A 19,085-nucleotide genomic window follows, 5' to 3' on the forward strand; every position below is an offset into this window, starting at 1 on the left:
CGCGGGCATCATTTTTGCGTGAGCCTTTTCGGTGCGCTGACTTTCCGATCGGTTGGACCATACAAGTCCATCTTTCAACTGTCGCCGAAACACGCTAACTTTCAGGTCATGGATATTCTGTCCGGCAAGAACGCGAATTCGGGGCGCGGCGGTTTCCTCGAGGATCAGTTCCTCATCGCCATGCCCGGCATGAAGGACGACAGGTTCGCGCGCTCCGTCATCTATGTCTGCGCCCACAGCGAAGAGGGCGCCATGGGTCTGATCATCAACCAGACCCAGCAGATACTCTTTCCCGACCTTCTGGTGCAGCTTGGCATCATGGAAGAGCAGGAGGCAATCCGCCTGCCGCCGCCGGCGCGCGATCTGGTCATCCGCAACGGTGGCCCTGTCGACCGCAGCCGTGGCTTCGTGCTGCATTCCGGCGACTACCGGGTGGAATCTTCGCTGAGCATTGCAGACAACATCTGCCTGACGGCGACTGTCGACATACTGCGCGCCATCTCCAAGGGACGAGGCCCGCAGCGGGCGCTGATGGCGCTCGGCTATTCCGGGTGGAGTTCGGGGCAACTCGAAACCGAGATCGCCCAGAACGGCTGGCTGACCTGCCCGGCAACCCCGGAACTGCTTTTTGATGCCGACATTGAAAGCCAGTATGATCGTATTCTTGCGGCGATCGGCATCGACATCGCGCATCTGAGCACCAATGCCGGCCACGCCTGACCGGCTTCGCCTTTCGGCTCAGGCCTGCGTCAGCGGATATTGCTCCTTGAGCAGGCGAATGACCTGATCGGCCGCGACTGGCGGACCGAACATGAAGCTCTGCACATATTCGCAGCCGATCTGGCGCAGCTCCAGCGCGTCGCTCTGATCCGACACGCCTTCGGCAACCACCGACAGTCCCAGTTCGTGCGCCATGTTGACCATGGATTTCAAAAGCATGGTGCGTTTGGGCGTGGTGTCGTCGACGAAGCTCTTGTCGATCTTGATCGTGTCGAAGGGGAAGCGGGTCAGATAGGCGAGCGACGAATAGCCGGTGCCGAAATCGTCGAGCGAAAGGCCGATGCCGAGCTGCTTCAGCCTGTTGAGAACATGGGCCGTCTGCTCGGGATTGTCCATGACCAGCGATTCGGTGAGCTCCAGCCGGAAGCAGCGTGCCTTCAGATTGGCGCGCGCGATGATGGAGCGCACATCACTGACCAGATCGCGGCGGATGAGCTGACGGCTGGAGAGATTGACGGACACGGAGAGCGGCACATCGCCGATCTGCTTCTGCCAGGAAACGAGGTCCTCGGCCGCCTTCTGCATGGCGAACAGGCCGAGCGGCACGATCAGGCCGCAGTTTTCCGCAATCGGAATGAAGTCGGCGGGCGGGATCATGCCGCGGCGCGGATGCTCCCAGCGCATGAGCGCCTCGAACCCGGCGATGCTGTTGTCCTCCAGCCGCACGATCGGCTGGTAGGCAAGCGTCAGTTCCTTGCGCTCGATGGCGCGGCGCAGGTCGGACTCGAACTGCAGCTTGTCGGTGCCAACGGTGCGGAAGGAGGGGCGGAACGGCTCGATCCTGTCGCCGCCGAAGCGCTTGGCCTGATGCAGCGCGAGCTCCGCGTCCTTGACCATGTCGCCGGCCGACGACTGGTCGGAGGTCCATGTGATCAGGCCGATGGAGGCGGTCAGCACGATCTCGCGCTTGGCGAAGGTGATGGGCGCGCTGATGGCGTGCTTGATGGCATCGGCGATAGCCGCGATCCGCGCCGGCTCCTGCTCGGAAAGCAGCATCATGGCAAACTGGTCGCCGGCGAAGCGGGCAAGCGAATCCTGCGGCTTGAGCAGGCGGTGCAGACGCCGCCCGATGGTGAGCAGGATGGTGTCGCCTGCCGATATGCCGAGCCCGTCATTGACCTGCTTGAAGCGGTCGATGTCGATGACGAAGACGGTGGGGCGCACCTTTTCCTCGGTGCGGGCGATGGAGATGACCGCCTCCAGCCGGTTCATGAACAACTCGCGGCTGGGCAGGCCGGTGAGATTGTCATGCACGGCGTCGTGCAGCAGGCGTTCTTCCGCTTTCTTCTGCTCGGTGACGTCGATCATGGTGCCGACGCAGCGGATGACTTCGCCGTCGGATCCGATCACCGGGCGCGCGCGCAGCGCGAACCAGTGGTAATGGCCGTCGGCGCCGCGCATGCGGAACTGCTGGGCGACGCGCCCGCGCCTGTGCTCCAGAACGATGTCGAGCGTGGTTCGGAAGGTGTCGCGGTCGTCGGCGTGCAGCACCGGCAGCCAGTTACGAGCCGGTCCGCCAAGGCTGTTGGGGGCAAGGCCAAGCTGTACGCTGATGTCGGGGCGGGTGACGACGCGGTCGCGCAGAACGTCCCAGTCCCAGACGGTGTCGCCGGCGCCCATGACGGCCAGCGCCTGCCTTTCGATGTCGGAGAACAGGCCCTGATGGAGCGCGCCGCCAGCGAAAGCGTGCTGCATGATGGTGAAGCCGATCAGCAGGATGATGAGGATCAGTCCGCCGCCCAGCGCCGGCTGGACGATGTCGTTGTCGAGCAGGCCTGTAACCGCCATCCACGATCCCGTCAGCCACAGAAGCACCATCACCCAGCTCGGCACCAGCATGATGGCCCGGTCATAGCCGCGTATGCCGAGGAACACGATCAGGCCAAGGCCGACAATCGCCGTGGCGGCGAAGGAGAAGCGCGCGATGCCGGCAGCGATCGGCGGATCGATGATGGCGATGCCCGCGATTACCGTCAGGCACAGCATCCACACCAGCGCGCCATAGCTGAAATGGCCATGCCAGCGGTTCAGGTTGAGGTAGGTGAACAGGAACACCACGAAGGTTGCGGCAAGGCCGATTTCCGTCCCCGCCCGCCATATCTGCTCGTTGCCGGGTGACATCTCTATGATCTTGGAGAGGAAGCCGAAATCGACGCAGATATAAGCCAGAACCGCCCAGGAAAGCGCTGCCGTGGCCGGGAACATGGAAGTGCCCTTGACCACGAACAGGATCGTCAGAAACAGGGCCAGAAGCCCGGCGATGCCGATGACGATGCCCCGATAGAGCGTATAGGAATTGATGGAATCCTTGTAGGCTTCCGGCTCCCACAGATAGACCTGCGGCAGTTTTGGCGAAGCGAGGTCAGCCACGAAGGTGACGACCGCTCCGGGATTGAGCGTGACGCGGAAGACATCGGCGTCAGGGCTTGCCTGCCGGTCGAGCGCAAAGCCTTCACTCGGGGTGATGGCGGCAATGCGGGTGGAGCCGAGATCGGGCCACAGCAATCCGGAATTCACCAGCCTGAAATGCGGCGCGACGATCAGCCTGTCGATCTGCTCTTCGGTCGTGTTGGCGAGCGCGAAGACGGCCCAGTCGCCGGTGGAGCGGTTGTCGTTGGCCTCGACCTCGATGCGGCGCACGATGCCATCAGGGCCGGGGGCTGTGGAAACCTGAAAATTCTCACCCTGATTGCGGTAGATCTCGACGGCTCCCGACAGGTCGAGGGCTACGTCGTCGCGGGCGATCTTGATCGGCTCGACCGCTTGTGCCGCAGCCATCTGGAAAAAGAGGGCCATGGCGGCGAGAAGGGCGGCCAGCAGCGACCTCGCTTTCAGGGATGTCGTCAAAATCAGTCCTTCGTTCACGCAACGGGCGGATCGTCGGCGATCCGGGCATACAAATAATGGTCCTGCCAGACGCCATTGATCCTCAGGTAAGACCTCAGCAGTCCTTCGCGCCGGAATCCGGCTTTTTCAAGCACGCGGATCGAGCGGCTGTTTTCGGGAATACAGGCTGCTTCGATCCGGTGCAATGTCAGCTCGCCAAATGCGAAGCGTGAAAGCGTCTTCACCGCGTCGGTCATCAGCCCCTGGCCGGCATAGGGCTGGCCGATCCAGTAGCCGATCTGCGCGCTTTTGGAGACGCCGTGACGTATGTTGCCAAGCGTTATGCCGCCGACAAGCCGGCCGTGGCCGCGCTCGTACATGAAGAAGGCCATGGCCGCACCCTGCGCATAATCACGCCGGTAATGATTGATGCGCAGCCGCCAGGCGGAGCGCTCGAATTCGTCCGGCATCCATCGCGGTTCCCATGGTTCGAGGAAGCCGCGGCTGATGGCGCGAAGCTCTGCCCATTCGCGATAGTCGCCTGCCTGTGGCATGCGCAGCCGTACCTTGTCGCCTTCCAGTTCCGGCGTTTCGCGGCGGATGAACGGAAGGGAGAACACGGCTGCGGAAAATTCTACACGGCCAGCCGATGTGGCACCGACGCGGACGATGGAAGCGCGCTGGCGATTGATTCATACGACGTCAGCGAACCGACCGGGCCGACAGCTGCCAGCGTCGGTTTTGTGGAGAACAGGCGCCCGGACAGATCGGTCAGCCGCCCCACGGTAAGAGCCGAAAGACGTTCCATCAGCTCTTCCTTGGGGATCGGCCGGCCGAACAGAAGCAACTGCCGGGCAATCTGCGATGCGCGGCTGGAAGGGCTTTCCGCCGACATGATGAGCCCAGCGCGATATTGCGCGCGTGCCCGGTCCAGTTCTTCCTGGAGAATGCGGTCGCCGGCTTTCTGAAGCTCGGTGGCGATGACCGGAACGAGCTCGGACAGATTGTTCTGACCCGTGGCGGCATGGATGCCGAAAATGCCGGTGTCGGAAAAGCCCCAGTGGAAAGCATAGACCGAATAGCACAGGCCGCGCTTTTCGCGCACTTCCTGAAAGAGGCGCGAGGACATGCCGCCGCCGAGGATCATGGAAAGAACCTGCGAGGCGTAGAAATCGCGCACATGATAGGCGCGACCCTCGAAGCCGAGGATCACCTGCGCGTCCATCAGGTCGCGGTCTTCGCGGAAATCGCCTCCGACATATTGCGCATATTGCGAAACCGCGCCCTGCGCATGCGGGCGGAAACCACCGAGCCGCTTTTCGACCTCGCGCACGAACTCGTCGTGCTTCACATCGCCGGCGGCGACGACGACCATGCGGTCGGCGCCATATTCGCGCTGCATGAAGCGGTGGAGTTGCGCGGAGTTGAACGACAGGACCGTTTCCGGCGTGCCGAGAATGGAGCGGCCAAGCGTCTGGTGGCGGAATGCGGTTTCGGTGAAATGATCGAAGACGACATCGTCGGGCGTATCGTGGGCCGCGCCGATTTCCTGCAGGATGACGTTCTGTTCGCGCTCCAGCTCTTCGGGATCGAAGGTGGAGTTCTGGAGAATGTCGGCCAGAAGATCGACCGCCAGCGGAACGTCACCGGACAGGACGCGGGCGTAGAAGGATGTGGTCTCGACGCTGGTGGCGGCATTGATCTCGCCACCCACATTCTCGATCTCGGAGGCAATCTCGAACGCCGAACGCCTGGCGGTGCCCTTGAACGCCATGTGCTCAAGCAGGTGAGCCATGCCGTGCTCATCGTCACGTTCGTTGCGGGCTCCGGACTTTACCCAGACCCCCAGAGCAACGGATTCCATGCTTGGAAGGGTTTCGGTGGCGACTGTCAGGCCGTTCGACAGACGGCTTACCTCAACACCCATGTAGATCTCACTCCCTACTGACGTGCCCGCGTATGGCGGGAAATATGATCTTCCAACATTTTTTTGTCCGATGGAAGCACTGTATAGTTTTCCTTTGCGTCCATCAGGTGGGAAAGCCATGCAGGCAGCGCAGGGGATATGCCGCAGGCATCCTCGACGGCAGCCGGGAACTTGGCCGGATGAGCCGTGCCGAGGATGACATTGGGGGCAGACGACCGGGGCTGGCCAGCAGCGACATGCACAGCCGTCGCCGTGTGCGGGTCCAGCAGATAGCCGCTGGATTCAAGGGTCGAGCGGATGGTTTCGGCCGTGTCCTTCATCGTCGCCCGGCCAGCGCCGAAGCCGCCACGGATCGTCTCGATCTCCTGCTTTTCGATGGTGAACGCACCGGATTGCCTCAGCCCGTTCATGTAGCGCCGCACCGTTTCCGCGTTGCGGTCCGAGGCTTCGAACAGCAGGCGCTCGAAGTTCGAGGAGATCTGGATGTCCATGGAAGGCGAGGTCGTGGCGACCACGCCCTGCATCCGGTATTCGCCGGTTTCCAGTGTGCGGGCCAGAATGTCGTTGTCATTGGTGGCGATGGTGAGCATCTCCACCGGCAGGCCCATGCGCTTTGCGGCATAGCCGGCGAAGATGTCGCCGAAATTTCCGGTCGGCACCGTAAAGGAAATGGTGCGGTCCGGCGCGCCGAGCGAAACAGCCGAGGTGAAGTAGTAGACGATCTGGGCCATGATGCGCGCCCAGTTGATCGAGTTCACGCCGGATAGCGCCACGAGATCGCGGAAGGCGTGATCGTTGAACAGCTCCTTCACCAGCCCCTGACAGTCGTCGAAATTCCCCTCGATGGCGAGCGCATGGACATTGTCCGCAGTCGAGGTCGTCATCTGGCGCTGCTGCACCGGCGAGACCTTGCCATTGGGGAAGAGAATGAAAATGTCGGTGCGGCTGCGCCCGGCGAAGGCTTCGATCGCGGCGCCGCCTGTATCGCCGGAGGTGGCGCCCACGATCGTGGCGCGCTGGTCACGCTCGGTCAGCACATGGTCCATCAGCCGGGCCAGCAGTTGCATGGCCACGTCCTTGAAGGCCAGCGTGGGGCCGTGGAACAGCTCCAGCACAAAGCTGTTGGGGGCGAGCTGCACGAGCGGGCACACTGCTTCATGGCGGAATGTAGCGTAGGCCTCGTCGATCAGCCTTTCCAGCACCGGGGTCGCGATCTCACCGCCGACGAAAGGCGTCAGAACACGCAGCGCGATCTGCTGGTAGGAAAGACCACGCATGGCGCGGATGTCCGCGGCGGAAAATTGCGGCCACTCCTGCGGAAGATAAAGGCCGCCGTCGCGCGCCAGCCCTGCAAGGACGGCATCCGAGAAACCGAGACGAGGTGCTTCACCACGGGTGCTGATGTAGTTCATGAAAGGTATTCCGTCTTTCCAGTCGGCAGGCGTGTGGATTTGTCGCTTTCGTCAGTCGCATTTTCGCCGCCGGATTGCTATAGGACACCACCGTCGCGAGAGGGAAATGCACTTCATGGTCGCTGCTACATCGAATTTTCGCTTTTTTACGGGCCTTGCTCTGTCCGGCATGTTGCTGGCTTTGGCGGGGTGCCAGTCGAACAGCGGTGATGTGCTGAATGTGCAGGACAAGCAGGCCGCCAGTGGCGAGAAGGTATTGGCCAGCGAGCTGAATGCCTACTGCCCGACGCTGACCTTGCGTGAGGGTACGGCCTATTTCAACACCTATGCCAGAGGCGGTCAGGACGATGCTTCAAAGATCGTCTATCAGGCGTCCATCGGCGAGGTTACGCGCGACTGCAAAAGGGCGAACGGCCAACTGACCATGAATGTCGCGGCTGCCGGCCGCATCGTTCCCGGCCCGCAGGGCACAGCCGGAACCATCACCATGCCGATCCGCGTGGTGGTGACGCGCGGCAGCAACGTGCTGTATTCGCAGCTTCACCAGCACAAGGTGCAGGTGAGCGATACCACCTCCGCCACCCAGTTTGTGTTCAACGATCCGAACGTGACGGTTCCTGAGCCGAGCGCGCGCGATTATCAGGTGTTCGTCGGCTATGACGAAGGCCCGCCGAAGCCCAAGGCCGCTGACAAGCCGCGCCCCGTCGCGCGCAAGAAGGCACCGGCCCGCACCGCGCAGCAGCCTGCGCCCGCCGCTCCTGCGGCGCAGCAGCAGCCGGCCACCACCTCGGCATCGGATATTCCGCGCTGATTTAAAAAAGGCCGCTTTCGAGCGGCCTTTTAGTATGTTTGATGCTCAGTCGTCTTCCGACCATGTGAGCAGGGCGTCGAGCACGCTCCTGAAATCGCTCCAGCGGCGGATCGAGGTTTCAGCACCTGCTTCCGTCAGCACATCGGCATGGCCAGGATAGGAATGCGCACCGCCGGTGAAGCCGATAACACGCATGCCGGCTGCGCGCGCACCGGCAATGCCGTGCACGGAATCTTCGATGACGAAGGTGCGTGCCGGATCGGCATTGAATTCCTTCGCAGCATGCAGGAACACATCGGGCGCCGGCTTGGTCCTGCCCGTGGGCAATTCAGGCGCGGAGAATATCGGACCCCTGAACAAAGGCAGGATACCCGTCTTCTCCAGCATGGCGCGAATGCGTTCGCTGGACGAATTGGAGCATATGCAGCAGGGCACGGAAACCTGCGCGACGGCCTCGCGCACGCCTTCGATGGCGCGCACTTCCTGACGCAACCTGCGATCGACGGCAGCTTCGGCCTGATCGATCAGCGTGGCCTGAAAGGGCAGGCCCGAGATTTCCTCGATGCGCAGCAATATGTCCTTGAAGGTGAGGCCGGCATAGGTCTGCGCCAGTTCCTCGGCCGAAATCCCGAAACCCGCTTCGGTGAGCAGCTCGGCTTCCACGCGTGCGGCGATGATTTCCGAATCGACCAGAACCCCGTCGCAGTCGAAGATGATGAGGTCGGGCTTTTCCATGGCGTTCCGCATTTCTGTTTCAAAGGGGGAGAAGGCACCAGCATCTGGTGGCGCGGGCATACATCAAGGTGTGAAGCCACGCAAATTGCGCCGGTCCTTCACGGATTATTTACGCTGATCGGTAACCATAACAGCAGGTAAACAGTAACGCGCATCCTGGGTGTACAACATGTCTGCAGTACGTCGTCTCAACGAGTTTTCCGGCGTTTCTTCCAGAACGGAATGGCTGGACACGATCCTCAAGGGCGACTGCGTGGCGGCGATGAACCGGCTTCCCGACGCTTCCGTCGATGTCATCTTCGCCGATCCCCCCTACAACCTCCAGCTCAACGGCGACCTGCACCGGCCGGACCAGTCCAAGGTCGATGCGGTGGACGATGCATGGGATCAGTTCGAGAGCTTCGAGGCTTACGACGCCTTCACCCGCGCCTGGCTTCTGGCCGCCCGCCGTGTGCTGAAGCCGAACGGCACCATCTGGGTCATCGGCTCCTACCACAACATTTTCCGCGTCGGCGCCAAGATGCAGGATCTGGGGTTCTGGATCCTCAATGACATCGTGTGGCGCAAGACCAACCCGATGCCGAATTTCCGTGGCCGCCGTTTCCAGAACGCGCATGAGACGATGATCTGGGCCTCGCGCGACGACAAGGCCAAGGGCTACACCTTCAATTATGAAGCGATGAAGGCGGCCAACGAGGATGTGCAGATGCGCTCCGACTGGCTGTTCCCGATCTGCACCGGCAATGAGCGTCTGAAGGACGACAAAGGCGACAAGCTGCATCCGACGCAGAAGCCGGAAGCCTTGCTGGCGCGTGTCATGCTGGCGTCGACAAAGCCGGGCGATGTCGTGCTCGACCCGTTCTTCGGGTCCGGCACCACCGGCGCCGTTGCCAAGCGGCTCGGCCGCCACTTCGTCGGCATCGAGCGCGAGCAGGAATATATCGACGCGGCGATGCAGCGCATCGCGGACGTGAAGCCGCTGGGCGCGATGGAGCTTACCGTTCTGACCGGCAAGCGCGCCGAACCGCGCGTCGCCTTCGGCAGCCTCGTCGATACGGGCCTGATCAAGGCCGGCACAACGCTGTGGGATTCGCAGCGCCGCTGGTCGGCGAAGGTGCGCGCCGATGGCACGCTCTCGATCGGCGAGAATGCCGGCTCCATCCACAAGATGGGTGCGCGCGTGCAGGGTTTTGATGCCTGCAACGGCTGGACCTTCTGGCACTATGAGCGTGCCGGCGGGCTGACGCCGATCGACGAACTGCGCCGCATTGCGCGCCTTGGCATGGAAAAGGCCGGAGCCTGACCGACTGGAAAGAGCCTGACCGGCTAGAAACTGATCCCGCGCGCGACGAGATCGCGTTCGAGCGCGCGGGCATCGGTAAACAGCACCGCCTGCCATCCGGCGCGTTGCGCACCTTCGACATTCTTTTCGCTGTCATCGATGAACAGCGTGGCCGCCGGTTCCGTCCCGAAGCTCGCCACATGATGGTCGTAGATGGCCCGGTCCGGCTTGATCAGTCCGATCTCGCCTGAAAGGGTGACGCCGCGCGGTTTTTCGAGGAACGCAAAGCGGCTGCGCGCTTCCGCAAACGTATCCGCCGCCCAGTTGGTCAGCATGGTGACGTCGTGGCCGGCGTCGATCAGCCTTTCGAGCAGCGCGACGCTGTCGTCATAGGCGTGCGGCACCATCTCGTGCCAGTGCCGGCGAAAGGCGCGGATATTGTCCGCATGGGCCGGATGCTCGGCGATCAGCAGCGCTTCCGCCTCTTCCCATGTGCGCCCGCGATCCTGCTCGATATTCCACGCGCTGGTGCAGACATTGCCGAAAAACCACTGGCGCTCGGCAGGGTCGGGAATGATGCGGCTGAAGGGAATGTTCGGATCATAGTGAACCAGCACCTTGCCGATATCGAAAACAATGTGCCGGATTTCCATGAGCCTATCCCTTCTTGTCTTTGGTCGCGCCCGGAATGGCAGCCTCTATCGCCTTTTTCATGACGGTGGGCAGCGCCTCGCCATGAAGCGCATCGGGACCCGACCAGAAATGGTCCTGCGGAGTGTTTCCATCGAAGCTGGTGCGATAAATGTCCAGTTCCAGCGAAAAATGCGTGAAGACATGGGTGATCTGGCCGCTGCGTTCCCATTGTGAAGGGAAGGGGGCCGCATCGGGCGAGGTCTCCCCGTCCTGACGCGCGGTCCAGCCGGTTGTCGGAACTTCGCTCATGCCGCCAAGCAAGCCTTTTTCCGGGCGTTTGCGCAGGAGCACCGCGCCGTCCGCGCGCACCGCAACAAAGGCCGCCCCGCGCCGCAGGGGCTTTTCCGGCTTCGCCAGCTTGACTGGATAGAGTTCCGGATCGCCGGCGCTCAACGCATCGCAATCCTCGCGCAACGGGCACAGCATGCATTTCGGCCGGCGTGGCGTGCAGATGGTGGCGCCGAGATCCATGGTGGCCTGCGCGAAATCGCCGGGCCGGTTCAGGGGCAGCAACTGGCCGACAAGAAGGCGGATTTCGGCCTTGGCCTGCGGCAGCGGCGTCTCGATGCGATAAAGCCGCGATATGACGCGCTCGACATTGCCATCCACAACAGCGGCCGGGCGGTCGAAGGCGATCGAGGCAATCGCTGCCGCCGTGTAGGGCCCGATGCCCGGCAGGGCGCGCAGGCCTTCCTCCGTATCCGGAAAGATGCCGCCTTGCGCGGCGACCAGATCGGCACAGGCTTTCAGGTTGCGGGCACGCGAATAGTAGCCGAGCCCTGCCCATGCCTTCATGATGTCGTCATTCGATGCGGCAGCGAGCGAGCCGACTGTCGGCCAGCGCGTGACGAAGGCGGTGAAATAGGATTTGACCGCTTCCACCGTGGTTTGCTGCAACATGATTTCGGAGAGCCATACCCGGTAGGGGTCGGGCCGCTCACCGCGCGCCAGTTGGGGCGGCGCCACGCGCCATGGCAATTCGCGATGGTGGGCGTCGTACCAGTCGAGGAGCCGGGCGGCTATGCCGGACTTGCGGCTTTGGTCCTGCGGTGCCATTGATCGGGAAGTGCCGGTTTCCGGTGCCTGAGGTTCAGATAAACGTCGCTGGAGTACGCACATGGCAGGGAAACCCTTCCGGGGCAATCCCGTTCCGGTCAGCGATCTGGCTACCGCTATCCTCGATCCCGTGCTGCGCAAGCGCACCGGCATATCGGTGGGGCTCATCCAGTCGTGGGACGAGATCGTGGGCGAGCGGCTGGCAGGAAGCTGCAGGCCTGAGAAAATACAGTGGCCCCGGCGCATGCGCGAGGAAGATCCGTTCGAGCCGGCGGTTCTGATCGTGGCATGCGAGGGGCTGGCAGCGCTTCATATCCAGCACCAGAGCAGCGAGATCATCGGCCGGGTCAACGCTTTTCTGGGGTTCGCCGCAATCGGCCGCATCAGGATCGTTCAGAAACCCATCGCTGGAGCTGCGCGAAAAGCGCGGCCCGTTCTGCGCGCCTTGTCGCAACAGGAAAAGGCGAAGCTGGCGCATACCGTGGAGGCCATCGAGGATGAAGGCCTGCGGGCCTCGCTGGAACGGCTGGGCGCTACGGTTCTCGGCAGCCGGAAGTGAAGCGGGGCGCTGCGCCATCGCGCTTTCGTGATCGGGCAAAATGGGCCAGCCGATTGGATTGTTCGCGACAATGCCTTAATTGGCCACAACTCTCGCTTTTATAGCCACTCACAGTGCACAATCAGAAAACAAATCGGGTGATTCGCATGACCTTGTCCCGCAGAACGATCCTGTCCTCTATGGCGGCTGTTCCCGCCGGCCTGCTGCTGGCGGCTTGCAGCGATTCCGGACAACAGGGGACTGCCAATGCCGCGCCATCGGCTGCCGCGCCGCAACCGTCGGGCACCCTGGACATGGCCGAAGTGCTGAAGCCGGGCGCGCTGCCCGACAAGGTGAAGGGCAGCGAGGACGCCAAGGTCACGGTCGTCGAATACGCGTCGATGACCTGTTCGCATTGCGCCAGTTTCGCCGTGAACACCTATCCGGAAGTCGAGAAGAAATATGTCGACACCGGCAAGGTTCGTTTCATCCTGCGTGAATTCCCGTTCGATCCGCGCGCCGAAGCCGGCTTCATGCTGGCCCGTTGCTCGGGCGACAACTATTTTGCGATGATCGATGTGCTGTTCAAGCAGCAGATGAACTGGGCAGCGGCCGAAAACGTCAAGGACGCCATGTTCCAGCTCGCCAAGCTCGCCGGTTTTACACAGGAGAGCTTCAACGCCTGCTTGACGGACCAGAATCTTCTCGACCAAGTGAGAGCAGTGCAGAAGCGCGGTGCGGAAGAGTTCAGGATCGACTCCACGCCGAGCTTCATCATTAATGGCAAGGTCTACAAGGGAGCCATGTCGATTGACGAGTTCTCGGCGGTCATCGATCCGCTGCTGTAACGTCTCGGCAGCATCGGGGCGGCACGCTTTTGGCGTGCCGTACACCCTGATGCACGGCCTCTCGCCTGCGGCGGGACGGCGCGGATGAAGTTTTCGCGCCTTCGTCTTCTCGGCTTCAAGTCCTTCGTAGAACCCGGTGAGTTCGTCATCGAGCGCGGCCTGACCGGCATTGTCGGGCCGAATGGTTGCGGCAAGTCCAATCTTGTCGAAGCCCTGCGCTGGGTCATGGGCGAAAGCTCCTACAAGAACATGCGCGCGTCCGGCATGGACGACGTGATCTTTTCCGGCTCCGGGTCGCGTCCGGCCCGCAACACGGCAGAGGTGACGCTGTTTCTCGACAACAGCGACCGCACCGCACCGCCGGCATTCAATGATGCCGATGAATTGCAGGTATCGCGCCGCATCGAGCGCGAGGCGGGGTCGGTCTATCGCATCAACGGCAAGGATGCGCGCGCCAAGGATGTGCAGCTTCTGTTCGCAGACCAGTCGACCGGCGCGCGGTCGCCTTCGATGGTCGGGCAAGGCCGCATCGGCGAACTCATTCAGGCAAAGCCGCAGGCGCGGCGCGCCCTTCTGGAAGAGGCGGCCGGCATTTCCGGCCTGCACACGCGCCGCCATGAGGCGGAGCTGCGGCTGCGGGCGGCGGAGCAGAACCTTGAGCGTCTCGACGATGTGGTCGGCGAACTGGAAGGCCAGATCGAGAGCCTGAAACGACAGGCAAGGCAGGCCTCGCGCTTCAAGAACCTGTCTTCGGACATCCGCAAAGCCGAGGCCACGCTTCTGCATCTGCGCTGGACAGCCGCGAAGACGCAGGAAGGCGAGGCGCGGTCCGCGCTGGCGCAAGCAACCTCGCTGGTCGGCGAGCGCGCGGCAGCACAGATGGAGGCCGCGAAAGAGCAGGCCATCAGTGCGCACAAACTGCCGCAGTTGCGCGAGGCGGAAGCCGCGGCCGCGGCCGCTTTCCAGCGCCTGTCCATCGCCAACGCGCAGCTTGAGGAAGAAGCCAGGCGCATCCTTTCTCGCCAGTCGGAACTCGACAGGCGGCTGGAGCAGTTCGATGCCGACATCGCCCGCGAAGAGCGCATGGTGCGCGAAAACGCCGATATTCTGGAGCGGCTGGCGGAAGAGGAAAGCCTTCTCCTTGACGAAAATGCAGGGTCCGACGCGCGCGCGGAAGCAACGCGAGCGGCTCTTGAGGCCGCTTCCGAAACGCTGGCTACCAGCGAGGACGCGCTTTCGCGTCTGACCGCCGAGCGGGCGGAGGCGGCAGCATCCCGCAATCAGCTCGAACGCTCCCTGCGTGAAGCCGGTGAGCGGCGCGAGCGCTTCGCCCGCCAGCTCGGCGAGATGGATCACGAATTGTCCGGGATCGCATCGCGTCTGGCCGCACTTCCCGATCCTGCCGAAAAGAAGCTGCTGGTCGAGCAGGCGGAAGCCGCGCTTGAGGAAGCGGAAGCTTCCGTCGAGACCTGTGAGCAGGCCGTGGCGGAGGCGCGCGAAGCCGAGGCCGAAGCGCGCGGCCCCTTGCAGAACGCACGCGCCGAACTGGCCGGCATCGAGACCGAGGCGCGCACGCTGGCAAAGATGCTGAGCGTTGGCGGCAGTGACCTGTTTCCGGCCGTTCTGGAGCAGATCAGTGTAGAGCGCGGCTTCGAGACGGCTTTGGGTGCAGCGCTCGGGGAGGACCTCGACGTGCCGCTCGATCACGGTGCGCCGGTTCATTGGGGCGACGTTCAGCTTACGACAAGCGATCCGGCCCTGCCGCAGGGCGTGCGCAGCCTAGCTTCGGTCGTACGCGCCCCGCAGCAACTGGCCCGGCGTCTGGCCCAGATCGGCATCGTAGAGGCAGCGGATGGCCCGGCGCTTCAGCTGATGCTTGCGCCCGGCCAGCGGCTGGTGACGCGGGAAGGCGCGCTGTGGCGCTGGGACGGCTTTACGGCCAGCGCCGATGCGCCGACGGCGGCAGCGCTTCGTCTGGCGCAGAAGAACCGGCTGGCCGAGCTTGACGCCGAGGCAATCGAGGCGACGTCGAAAGTGCGTACGGCGGAAGAGGCGCTTGCCGCCGCCGAAGCCGCCATCCGCGCCAATGCCGAAATGGAACGTGTCGCACGGCAGGCGCTGCGCGATACGCAGCATGGGCTCGACAATACACGCCGGGCGCTGGCTGAAGCGGAACGGGCGGCGGGCGAGATCGCAAGCCGCCGTGATGCTCTGGAAGATGCGCGCCAGCGGCTGATGGAGGAACTTGAGGAAACCACTTCCATCCATGCCGAGGCGGAAGGGGCGCTGCGTGAAACATCCGATCCGGCGGACCTGCAACTGCGCCTTGAACAGGCCATGGCACGTGTTTCAGCTGACCGTGGTGCTCTCGCGGAAGCGCGTGCCATCCATGATGGCCTGAGCCGGGAGGCGGATGCACGGGCCCGCCGGCTTCAGGCGATCGAAGCCGAGCGCCGCAACTGGCTGATGCGGGCGGAAAACGCCGATGGCCACATAAGGGCACTGCAGGAACGCCGCGCCGAAGCGCTGGAAGAGCGCGAGGGACTGGCGGATGCACCGGATGAGTTCGATGCGCGCCGGCGCTCGCTGCTGTCGCAACTTTCGCAAGCCGAAGCCAGCCGCAGCGCGGCTTCGGATGTGTTGCGGGAAGCGGAAAACCGGCAGATCGAACTGGACAAGGCCGCCACCGCATCGATCCAGCAATTGTCCGAGGCCCGCGAGGCCCGCGCCCGCGCCGAAGAGCGCCTCACGGCTGCTGACGACAGGCGCCAGGAGGTCGAGGCACGCATTCAGGAAGCGCTGAATACGCTACCGCATCTGGTCATCCGTCATACAGGGTTGCAGGCCGATGATCCGATGCCCGACGCCGGCAATGTGGAGCGTACGCTGGAGCGTTTGAAGATCGAACGCGAGCGACTGGGAGCGGTCAACCTGCGTGCCGAGGAAGAGCAGCGCGAGCTTTCCGGGCGCCTTGATCTGATCGTGTCCGAGCGAGACGACATCATCGAGGCGATCCGCAAGCTGCGGCAGGCGATCCAGAGCCTCAACCGCGAAGGGCGCGAGCGCCTGCTTGCCGCTTTCGAGGTCGTCAACGGGCATTTCCAGCGTCTGTTCACGCATCTGTTCGGAGGCGGCACCGCCGAATTGCAGCTGATCGAATCGGATGATCCGTTGGAGGCTGGCCTTGAAATCCTCGCCCGTCCGCCGGGCAAGAAGCCGCAGACCATGACGCTGCTGTCCGGTGGCGAGCAGGCGCTGACGGCCATGTCGCTGATCTTCGCCGTTTTCCTGACCAATCCGGCGCCGATCTGCGTGCTGGACGAGGTCGATGCGCCGCTGGACGATCACAACGTGGAACGCTTCTGCAATCTGATGGACGAAATGGCGGCGAGCACCGAGACGCGCTTCGTCGTCATCACCCACAATCCGATCACCATGGCACGCATGGACCGCCTTTTCGGTGTCACCATGGCGGAGCAGGGGGTAAGCCAACTCGTATCGGTCGATCTTCAGGAAGCCGAGGCCCTGCGCGAGGCAAGCTGAAGAAAGCGCGGATGCAACGATGGCACTGCCGGACGGTCTCAGCAAGCCGGTGGAAAACGGATTGCTCGCCAGAGCGGATCGTGAACGGGGTTCAATTTCCTGAAATACTGACTTGAAGCGAAATCAGTATACGTTGTGTCACAGTAATGCCATTTGGCAATGCAAGACATCTGAACGCTTCTGACCGGTCAATCAAAGCGCACTGGCGGATCAAAGGCCTGTCGCCCGAAAGCCAGAGCCGGTTTGGGGACAACGACACGCCTTAAGAAAGGGGAAATAGAAGCGTAAGGAGCTACCCTGAAAGGTCGCCATACGCTTTAGCGATTTCGAGATCCTTTTGGGAGTGCTCCACCCGTGTCCGTGAGCCGTGATCGGCAGGCGAGACGATTTTTTGGGCGGCATTGATTTGGTGTGCACTGCCGGCAGCCGAAGGGATGAGGATGGGACAGCTCTGGTTTGCCGGTCTTATGCTTTGGTAGTGCAGTTTTTTCGCAGGAATGAGAATATGCACTGTCAGACCGCCTCGCGATGGAAGCGCAACCACGAATATCTTTGCCGCAAGGTCTCGAAGGTTGCGGATTGTATGCTGCGGGGTGTATCAGTGATGTTTTCCGGTAGACGATTTGCCCCGTCGTATTTGCTGAATGTTTTTGCTCTGCCCTTAGGATAACAAAATTGTTCACTCGTCCGAGCACCACGCAGCTACGCCTCATATCGCGTCATTTCGTAAGCCTTCTGTTCGATCTTCTGGCCGCTGCCGGCGCATTTTTGCTGTCCTACATAACAATCCTTGGCTATCCGGCGACTTTGGCGGTCCCTTCCTTCAACTTTAAAATAATCGCCTTCGTCGCTGTCGCATTCTTCGTATATCTGGTTTTCAGGCCCTATCGCGGGTCATGGCGATATGTGTCGATCCCCGACCTCAAGACGATAGTTCTGAGCGCCGGAAGCCTCGTGGCTATCTACACGGTGGGCATGTTCATGCTTTCGCGCGGCAACGATATTCCGCGCTCCGTTCTGATACTCGGCTTCATCTATCTGGTAACGGCCATGGCTGGCGCACGCCTGGCTTATCGCATGATCGTGGAACGGGTCGTCTACTTCCCCAGTCTGTCGGGAGGCAGGGAACGCAATGTCAACTGCGTGCTGCTTTGCGGATTCTCGGATAAGGCCGAGAGCTTCATCCGTGCCACGAGGCGCAACCTGGACAGCCAGTTCTCGATCGTCGGAATTGTCGACGATACAAAAATGAATCTGGGACGCACCATTCAGGGTGTGAAAGTCCTTGGCAGCCTGGCAACGCTTGAGGGCGTTATCGGAAAGCTGGAACGCCGCGGGATCAATGTTGGCGAATTGGTCATTACCGAAAGCGCTCCCGGCCGGGCGCGGCTCGCGGAGATAATCGAGCGCGCCAACGGCTTGTCGCTTACGGTTTCACGCATCCCCGATCCGACCGAAATGGCGGAACTGACCAGCAATCTTCTTCTGGAGCCCAAGCGCATCGAACTGGAGGATCTGCTGGAACGTCCGGAAGTGAAGCGCAGCGTTGCCGATATTGCGCGCCTGATTCAGGGCAAAGTTGTGCTCGCAACCGGCGCCGGTGGCTCGATCGGCTCTGAACTGTGTCGGCAGATCGCTACGTTCAGCCCGGCAAAGCTGATCATCACCGACCATTCGGAATTTCACCTGTACAAGCTTGACAAGGAACTGCGTGAAAAACATCCGGACGTGGACATCGTTTCCAGGGTGGTGGATGTCAGGGACAGAACCCGCGTTTCCAACATGTTTTCAACCTTCACCCCGGAAGTCGTCTTCCATGCAGCGGCGCTCAAGCATGTTCCGCTCATGGAGGAGAACCCGCTCGAAGCGGTAAAGACCAATATACTGGGGACAAGAAATGTTGCCGACGCCGCGCTGGAGAGCAAGGCAGCTACCTTTGTGATGATTTCGACGGACAAGGCGGTGAATCCCACCAATATAATGGGCGCCACCAAGCGTGCGGCCGAAGCCTATTGCCAATCGCTCGACATAACTTCGGTGCATACGCGCTTCAGAACGGTCCGTTTCGGCAACGTTCTGGGGTCCAATGGATCGGTTGTGCCGCGTTTCCAGGAACAGATAGCCGCCGGCGGCCCCGTCACGGTGACGCATCCGCAGATCGTGCGCTATTTCATGACAATTCCGGAAGCTGTCAGTCTGGTTCTGCAGGCCAGCGGCCATGCCCTCAACCGTCAGGGCGAGCGCGGCAAGATCATGGTGCTCGAGATGGGCAAGCCGGTGCGTATCGCCGATCTTGCTGAGCGCATGATCCTGCTCGCGGGATACAGGCCGGGGATCGATATCGAGATCAAATTCACCGGCCTGCGTCCGGGCGAGAAACTGTATGAAGAACTGTTCGATGCGGACGAGGTGCCGGACGGACATGGGGAGGAAGGCTATGTCGTTGCATCGCCGCGCATTGTCGATCGCCGACTGGTCGAGAAAACGCTGAATGAAATGCAGGCGTGCCTCACACGCGAAGATGCGGTGCGCGCGGTTGAACTGCTCGCGCACATCGTGCCGGAATACCGAAAAGTGACCTCCGGTGCTGTTCCCGACATTGGAGTGGGCGCTGAAGCTTAAGCCGGCATGGGT

At 62.2% G+C, this 19,085-nt stretch carries 14 protein-coding genes; 7 read left to right on the forward strand and 7 right to left on the reverse strand.

Going from position 1 to position 19,085, the window contains the following annotated elements; translation table 11 throughout:
* Positions 1–108 precede the first annotated feature (108 nt).
* Positions 109–720 (forward strand): YqgE/AlgH family protein, encoded by a 612-nt coding sequence (locus MIC97_RS16215; protein WP_239800867.1) that lies wholly within the window; start codon positions 109–111, stop codon positions 718–720.
* An 18-nt stretch (positions 721–738) separates the two neighbouring features.
* On the opposite strand, the gene MIC97_RS16220 is transcribed toward MIC97_RS16215, so the two are convergent.
* The 4 genes from MIC97_RS16220 to thrC form a co-directional block, all read right to left on the reverse strand.
* Positions 739–3,576 (reverse strand): EAL domain-containing protein, encoded by a 2,838-nt coding sequence (locus tag MIC97_RS16220; RefSeq protein WP_239801173.1) that lies wholly within the window; start codon positions 3,574–3,576, stop codon positions 739–741.
* Positions 3,577–3,641: 65 nt separating this feature from the next.
* The gene (locus MIC97_RS16225; RefSeq protein WP_239800868.1) at positions 3,642–4,226 is read right to left on the reverse strand and encodes a GNAT family protein; all 585 of its coding nucleotides are present in this window, start codon (positions 4,224–4,226) and stop codon (positions 3,642–3,644) included.
* 14 nt (positions 4,227–4,240) lie between these two features.
* A complete protein-coding gene (locus MIC97_RS16230) occupies positions 4,241–5,533 on the reverse strand; it encodes a pitrilysin family protein (protein ID WP_239800869.1) in 1,293 nt (430 codons plus the stop codon).
* A 14-nt stretch (positions 5,534–5,547) separates the two neighbouring features.
* Positions 5,548–6,945, reverse strand: a complete 1,398-nt coding sequence (thrC, locus tag MIC97_RS16235; RefSeq protein ID WP_239800870.1) for a threonine synthase — start codon at positions 6,943–6,945, stop codon at positions 5,548–5,550.
* Between the two features lie 115 nt (positions 6,946–7,060).
* Here thrC and MIC97_RS16240 point away from each other — a divergent pair, with 115 nt between their 5' ends.
* Positions 7,061–7,756 carry a hypothetical protein gene (locus MIC97_RS16240; protein ID WP_239800871.1) on the forward strand — a complete coding sequence of 232 codons (696 nt, stop codon included), beginning with the start codon at positions 7,061–7,063 and terminating at the stop codon, positions 7,754–7,756.
* A gap of 45 nt (positions 7,757–7,801) precedes the next feature.
* Here the strand turns inward: MIC97_RS16240 and MIC97_RS16245 are convergent, their stop codons facing one another.
* Positions 7,802–8,491 (reverse strand): HAD family hydrolase, encoded by a 690-nt coding sequence (locus MIC97_RS16245; protein WP_239800872.1) that lies wholly within the window; start codon positions 8,489–8,491, stop codon positions 7,802–7,804.
* 169 nt (positions 8,492–8,660) lie between these two features.
* Here MIC97_RS16245 and MIC97_RS16250 point away from each other — a divergent pair, with 169 nt between their 5' ends.
* Positions 8,661–9,794: a site-specific DNA-methyltransferase gene (locus MIC97_RS16250; RefSeq protein WP_239800873.1), complete on the forward strand. Its 1,134-nt coding sequence runs from the start codon at positions 8,661–8,663 to the stop codon at positions 9,792–9,794.
* 23 nt (positions 9,795–9,817) lie between these two features.
* Here the strand turns inward: MIC97_RS16250 and MIC97_RS16255 are convergent, their stop codons facing one another.
* Both MIC97_RS16255 and mutY read right to left on the reverse strand, forming a co-directional pair.
* On the reverse strand, positions 9,818–10,426 hold the full coding sequence (locus MIC97_RS16255; protein ID WP_239800874.1) for an HAD family phosphatase: 609 nt from the start codon (positions 10,424–10,426) through the stop codon (positions 9,818–9,820).
* A 4-nt stretch (positions 10,427–10,430) separates the two neighbouring features.
* Positions 10,431–11,522, reverse strand: a complete 1,092-nt coding sequence (gene mutY / locus MIC97_RS16260; RefSeq protein WP_239800875.1) for an A/G-specific adenine glycosylase — start codon at positions 11,520–11,522, stop codon at positions 10,431–10,433.
* Positions 11,523–11,583: 61 nt separating this feature from the next.
* Between mutY and MIC97_RS16265 the strand changes: the two genes are divergently transcribed.
* The 4 genes from MIC97_RS16265 (at position 11,584) to MIC97_RS16280 (ending at position 19,073) form a co-directional block, all read left to right on the forward strand.
* On the forward strand, positions 11,584–12,081 hold the full coding sequence (locus tag MIC97_RS16265; RefSeq protein ID WP_239800876.1) for a DUF721 domain-containing protein: 498 nt from the start codon (positions 11,584–11,586) through the stop codon (positions 12,079–12,081).
* Positions 12,082–12,227: 146 nt separating this feature from the next.
* Positions 12,228–12,908, forward strand: coding sequence for a DsbA family protein (locus MIC97_RS16270; protein ID WP_183828277.1), 681 nt, complete (start codon positions 12,228–12,230; stop codon positions 12,906–12,908).
* A gap of 84 nt (positions 12,909–12,992) precedes the next feature.
* Positions 12,993–16,451, forward strand: a complete 3,459-nt coding sequence (smc, locus tag MIC97_RS16275; protein ID WP_239800877.1) for a chromosome segregation protein SMC — start codon at positions 12,993–12,995, stop codon at positions 16,449–16,451.
* Positions 16,452–17,126: 675 nt separating this feature from the next.
* On the forward strand, positions 17,127–19,073 hold the full coding sequence (locus MIC97_RS16280) for a nucleoside-diphosphate sugar epimerase/dehydratase (RefSeq protein WP_239800878.1): 1,947 nt from the start codon (positions 17,127–17,129) through the stop codon (positions 19,071–19,073).
* The last annotated feature ends 12 nt before the right edge of the window (positions 19,074–19,085 follow it).

This window comes from Aquamicrobium sp. NLF2-7 (assembly GCF_022359935.1).
GTDB lineage: Bacteria > Pseudomonadota > Alphaproteobacteria > Rhizobiales > Rhizobiaceae > Mesorhizobium > Mesorhizobium lusatiense.

Bases quoted from the DNA above. Each gene is read 5' to 3' on its own strand.
- MIC97_RS16250 (WP_239800873.1), top strand. From the start codon at position 8,661: ATGTCTGCAGTACGTCGTCTCAACGAGTTTTCCGGCGTTTCTTCCAGA.
- MIC97_RS16255 (WP_239800874.1), bottom strand. From the start codon at position 10,426: ATGGAAATCCGGCACATTGTTTTCGATATCGGCAAGGTGCTGGTTCAC.
- MIC97_RS16240 (WP_239800871.1), top strand. From the start codon at position 7,061: ATGGTCGCTGCTACATCGAATTTTCGCTTTTTTACGGGCCTTGCTCTG.
- smc (WP_239800877.1), top strand. From the start codon at position 12,993: ATGAAGTTTTCGCGCCTTCGTCTTCTCGGCTTCAAGTCCTTCGTAGAA.
- thrC (WP_239800870.1), bottom strand. From the start codon at position 6,945: ATGAACTACATCAGCACCCGTGGTGAAGCACCTCGTCTCGGTTTCTCG.
- MIC97_RS16265 (WP_239800876.1), top strand. From the start codon at position 11,584: ATGGCAGGGAAACCCTTCCGGGGCAATCCCGTTCCGGTCAGCGATCTG.
- MIC97_RS16220 (WP_239801173.1), bottom strand. From the start codon at position 3,576: ATGGCCCTCTTTTTCCAGATGGCTGCGGCACAAGCGGTCGAGCCGATC.
- MIC97_RS16270 (WP_183828277.1), top strand. From the start codon at position 12,228: ATGACCTTGTCCCGCAGAACGATCCTGTCCTCTATGGCGGCTGTTCCC.
- MIC97_RS16230 (WP_239800869.1), bottom strand. From the start codon at position 5,533: ATGGGTGTTGAGGTAAGCCGTCTGTCGAACGGCCTGACAGTCGCCACC.
- mutY (WP_239800875.1), bottom strand. From the start codon at position 11,522: ATGGCACCGCAGGACCAAAGCCGCAAGTCCGGCATAGCCGCCCGGCTC.
- MIC97_RS16215 (WP_239800867.1), top strand. From the start codon at position 109: ATGGATATTCTGTCCGGCAAGAACGCGAATTCGGGGCGCGGCGGTTTC.
- MIC97_RS16245 (WP_239800872.1), bottom strand. From the start codon at position 8,491: ATGGAAAAGCCCGACCTCATCATCTTCGACTGCGACGGGGTTCTGGTC.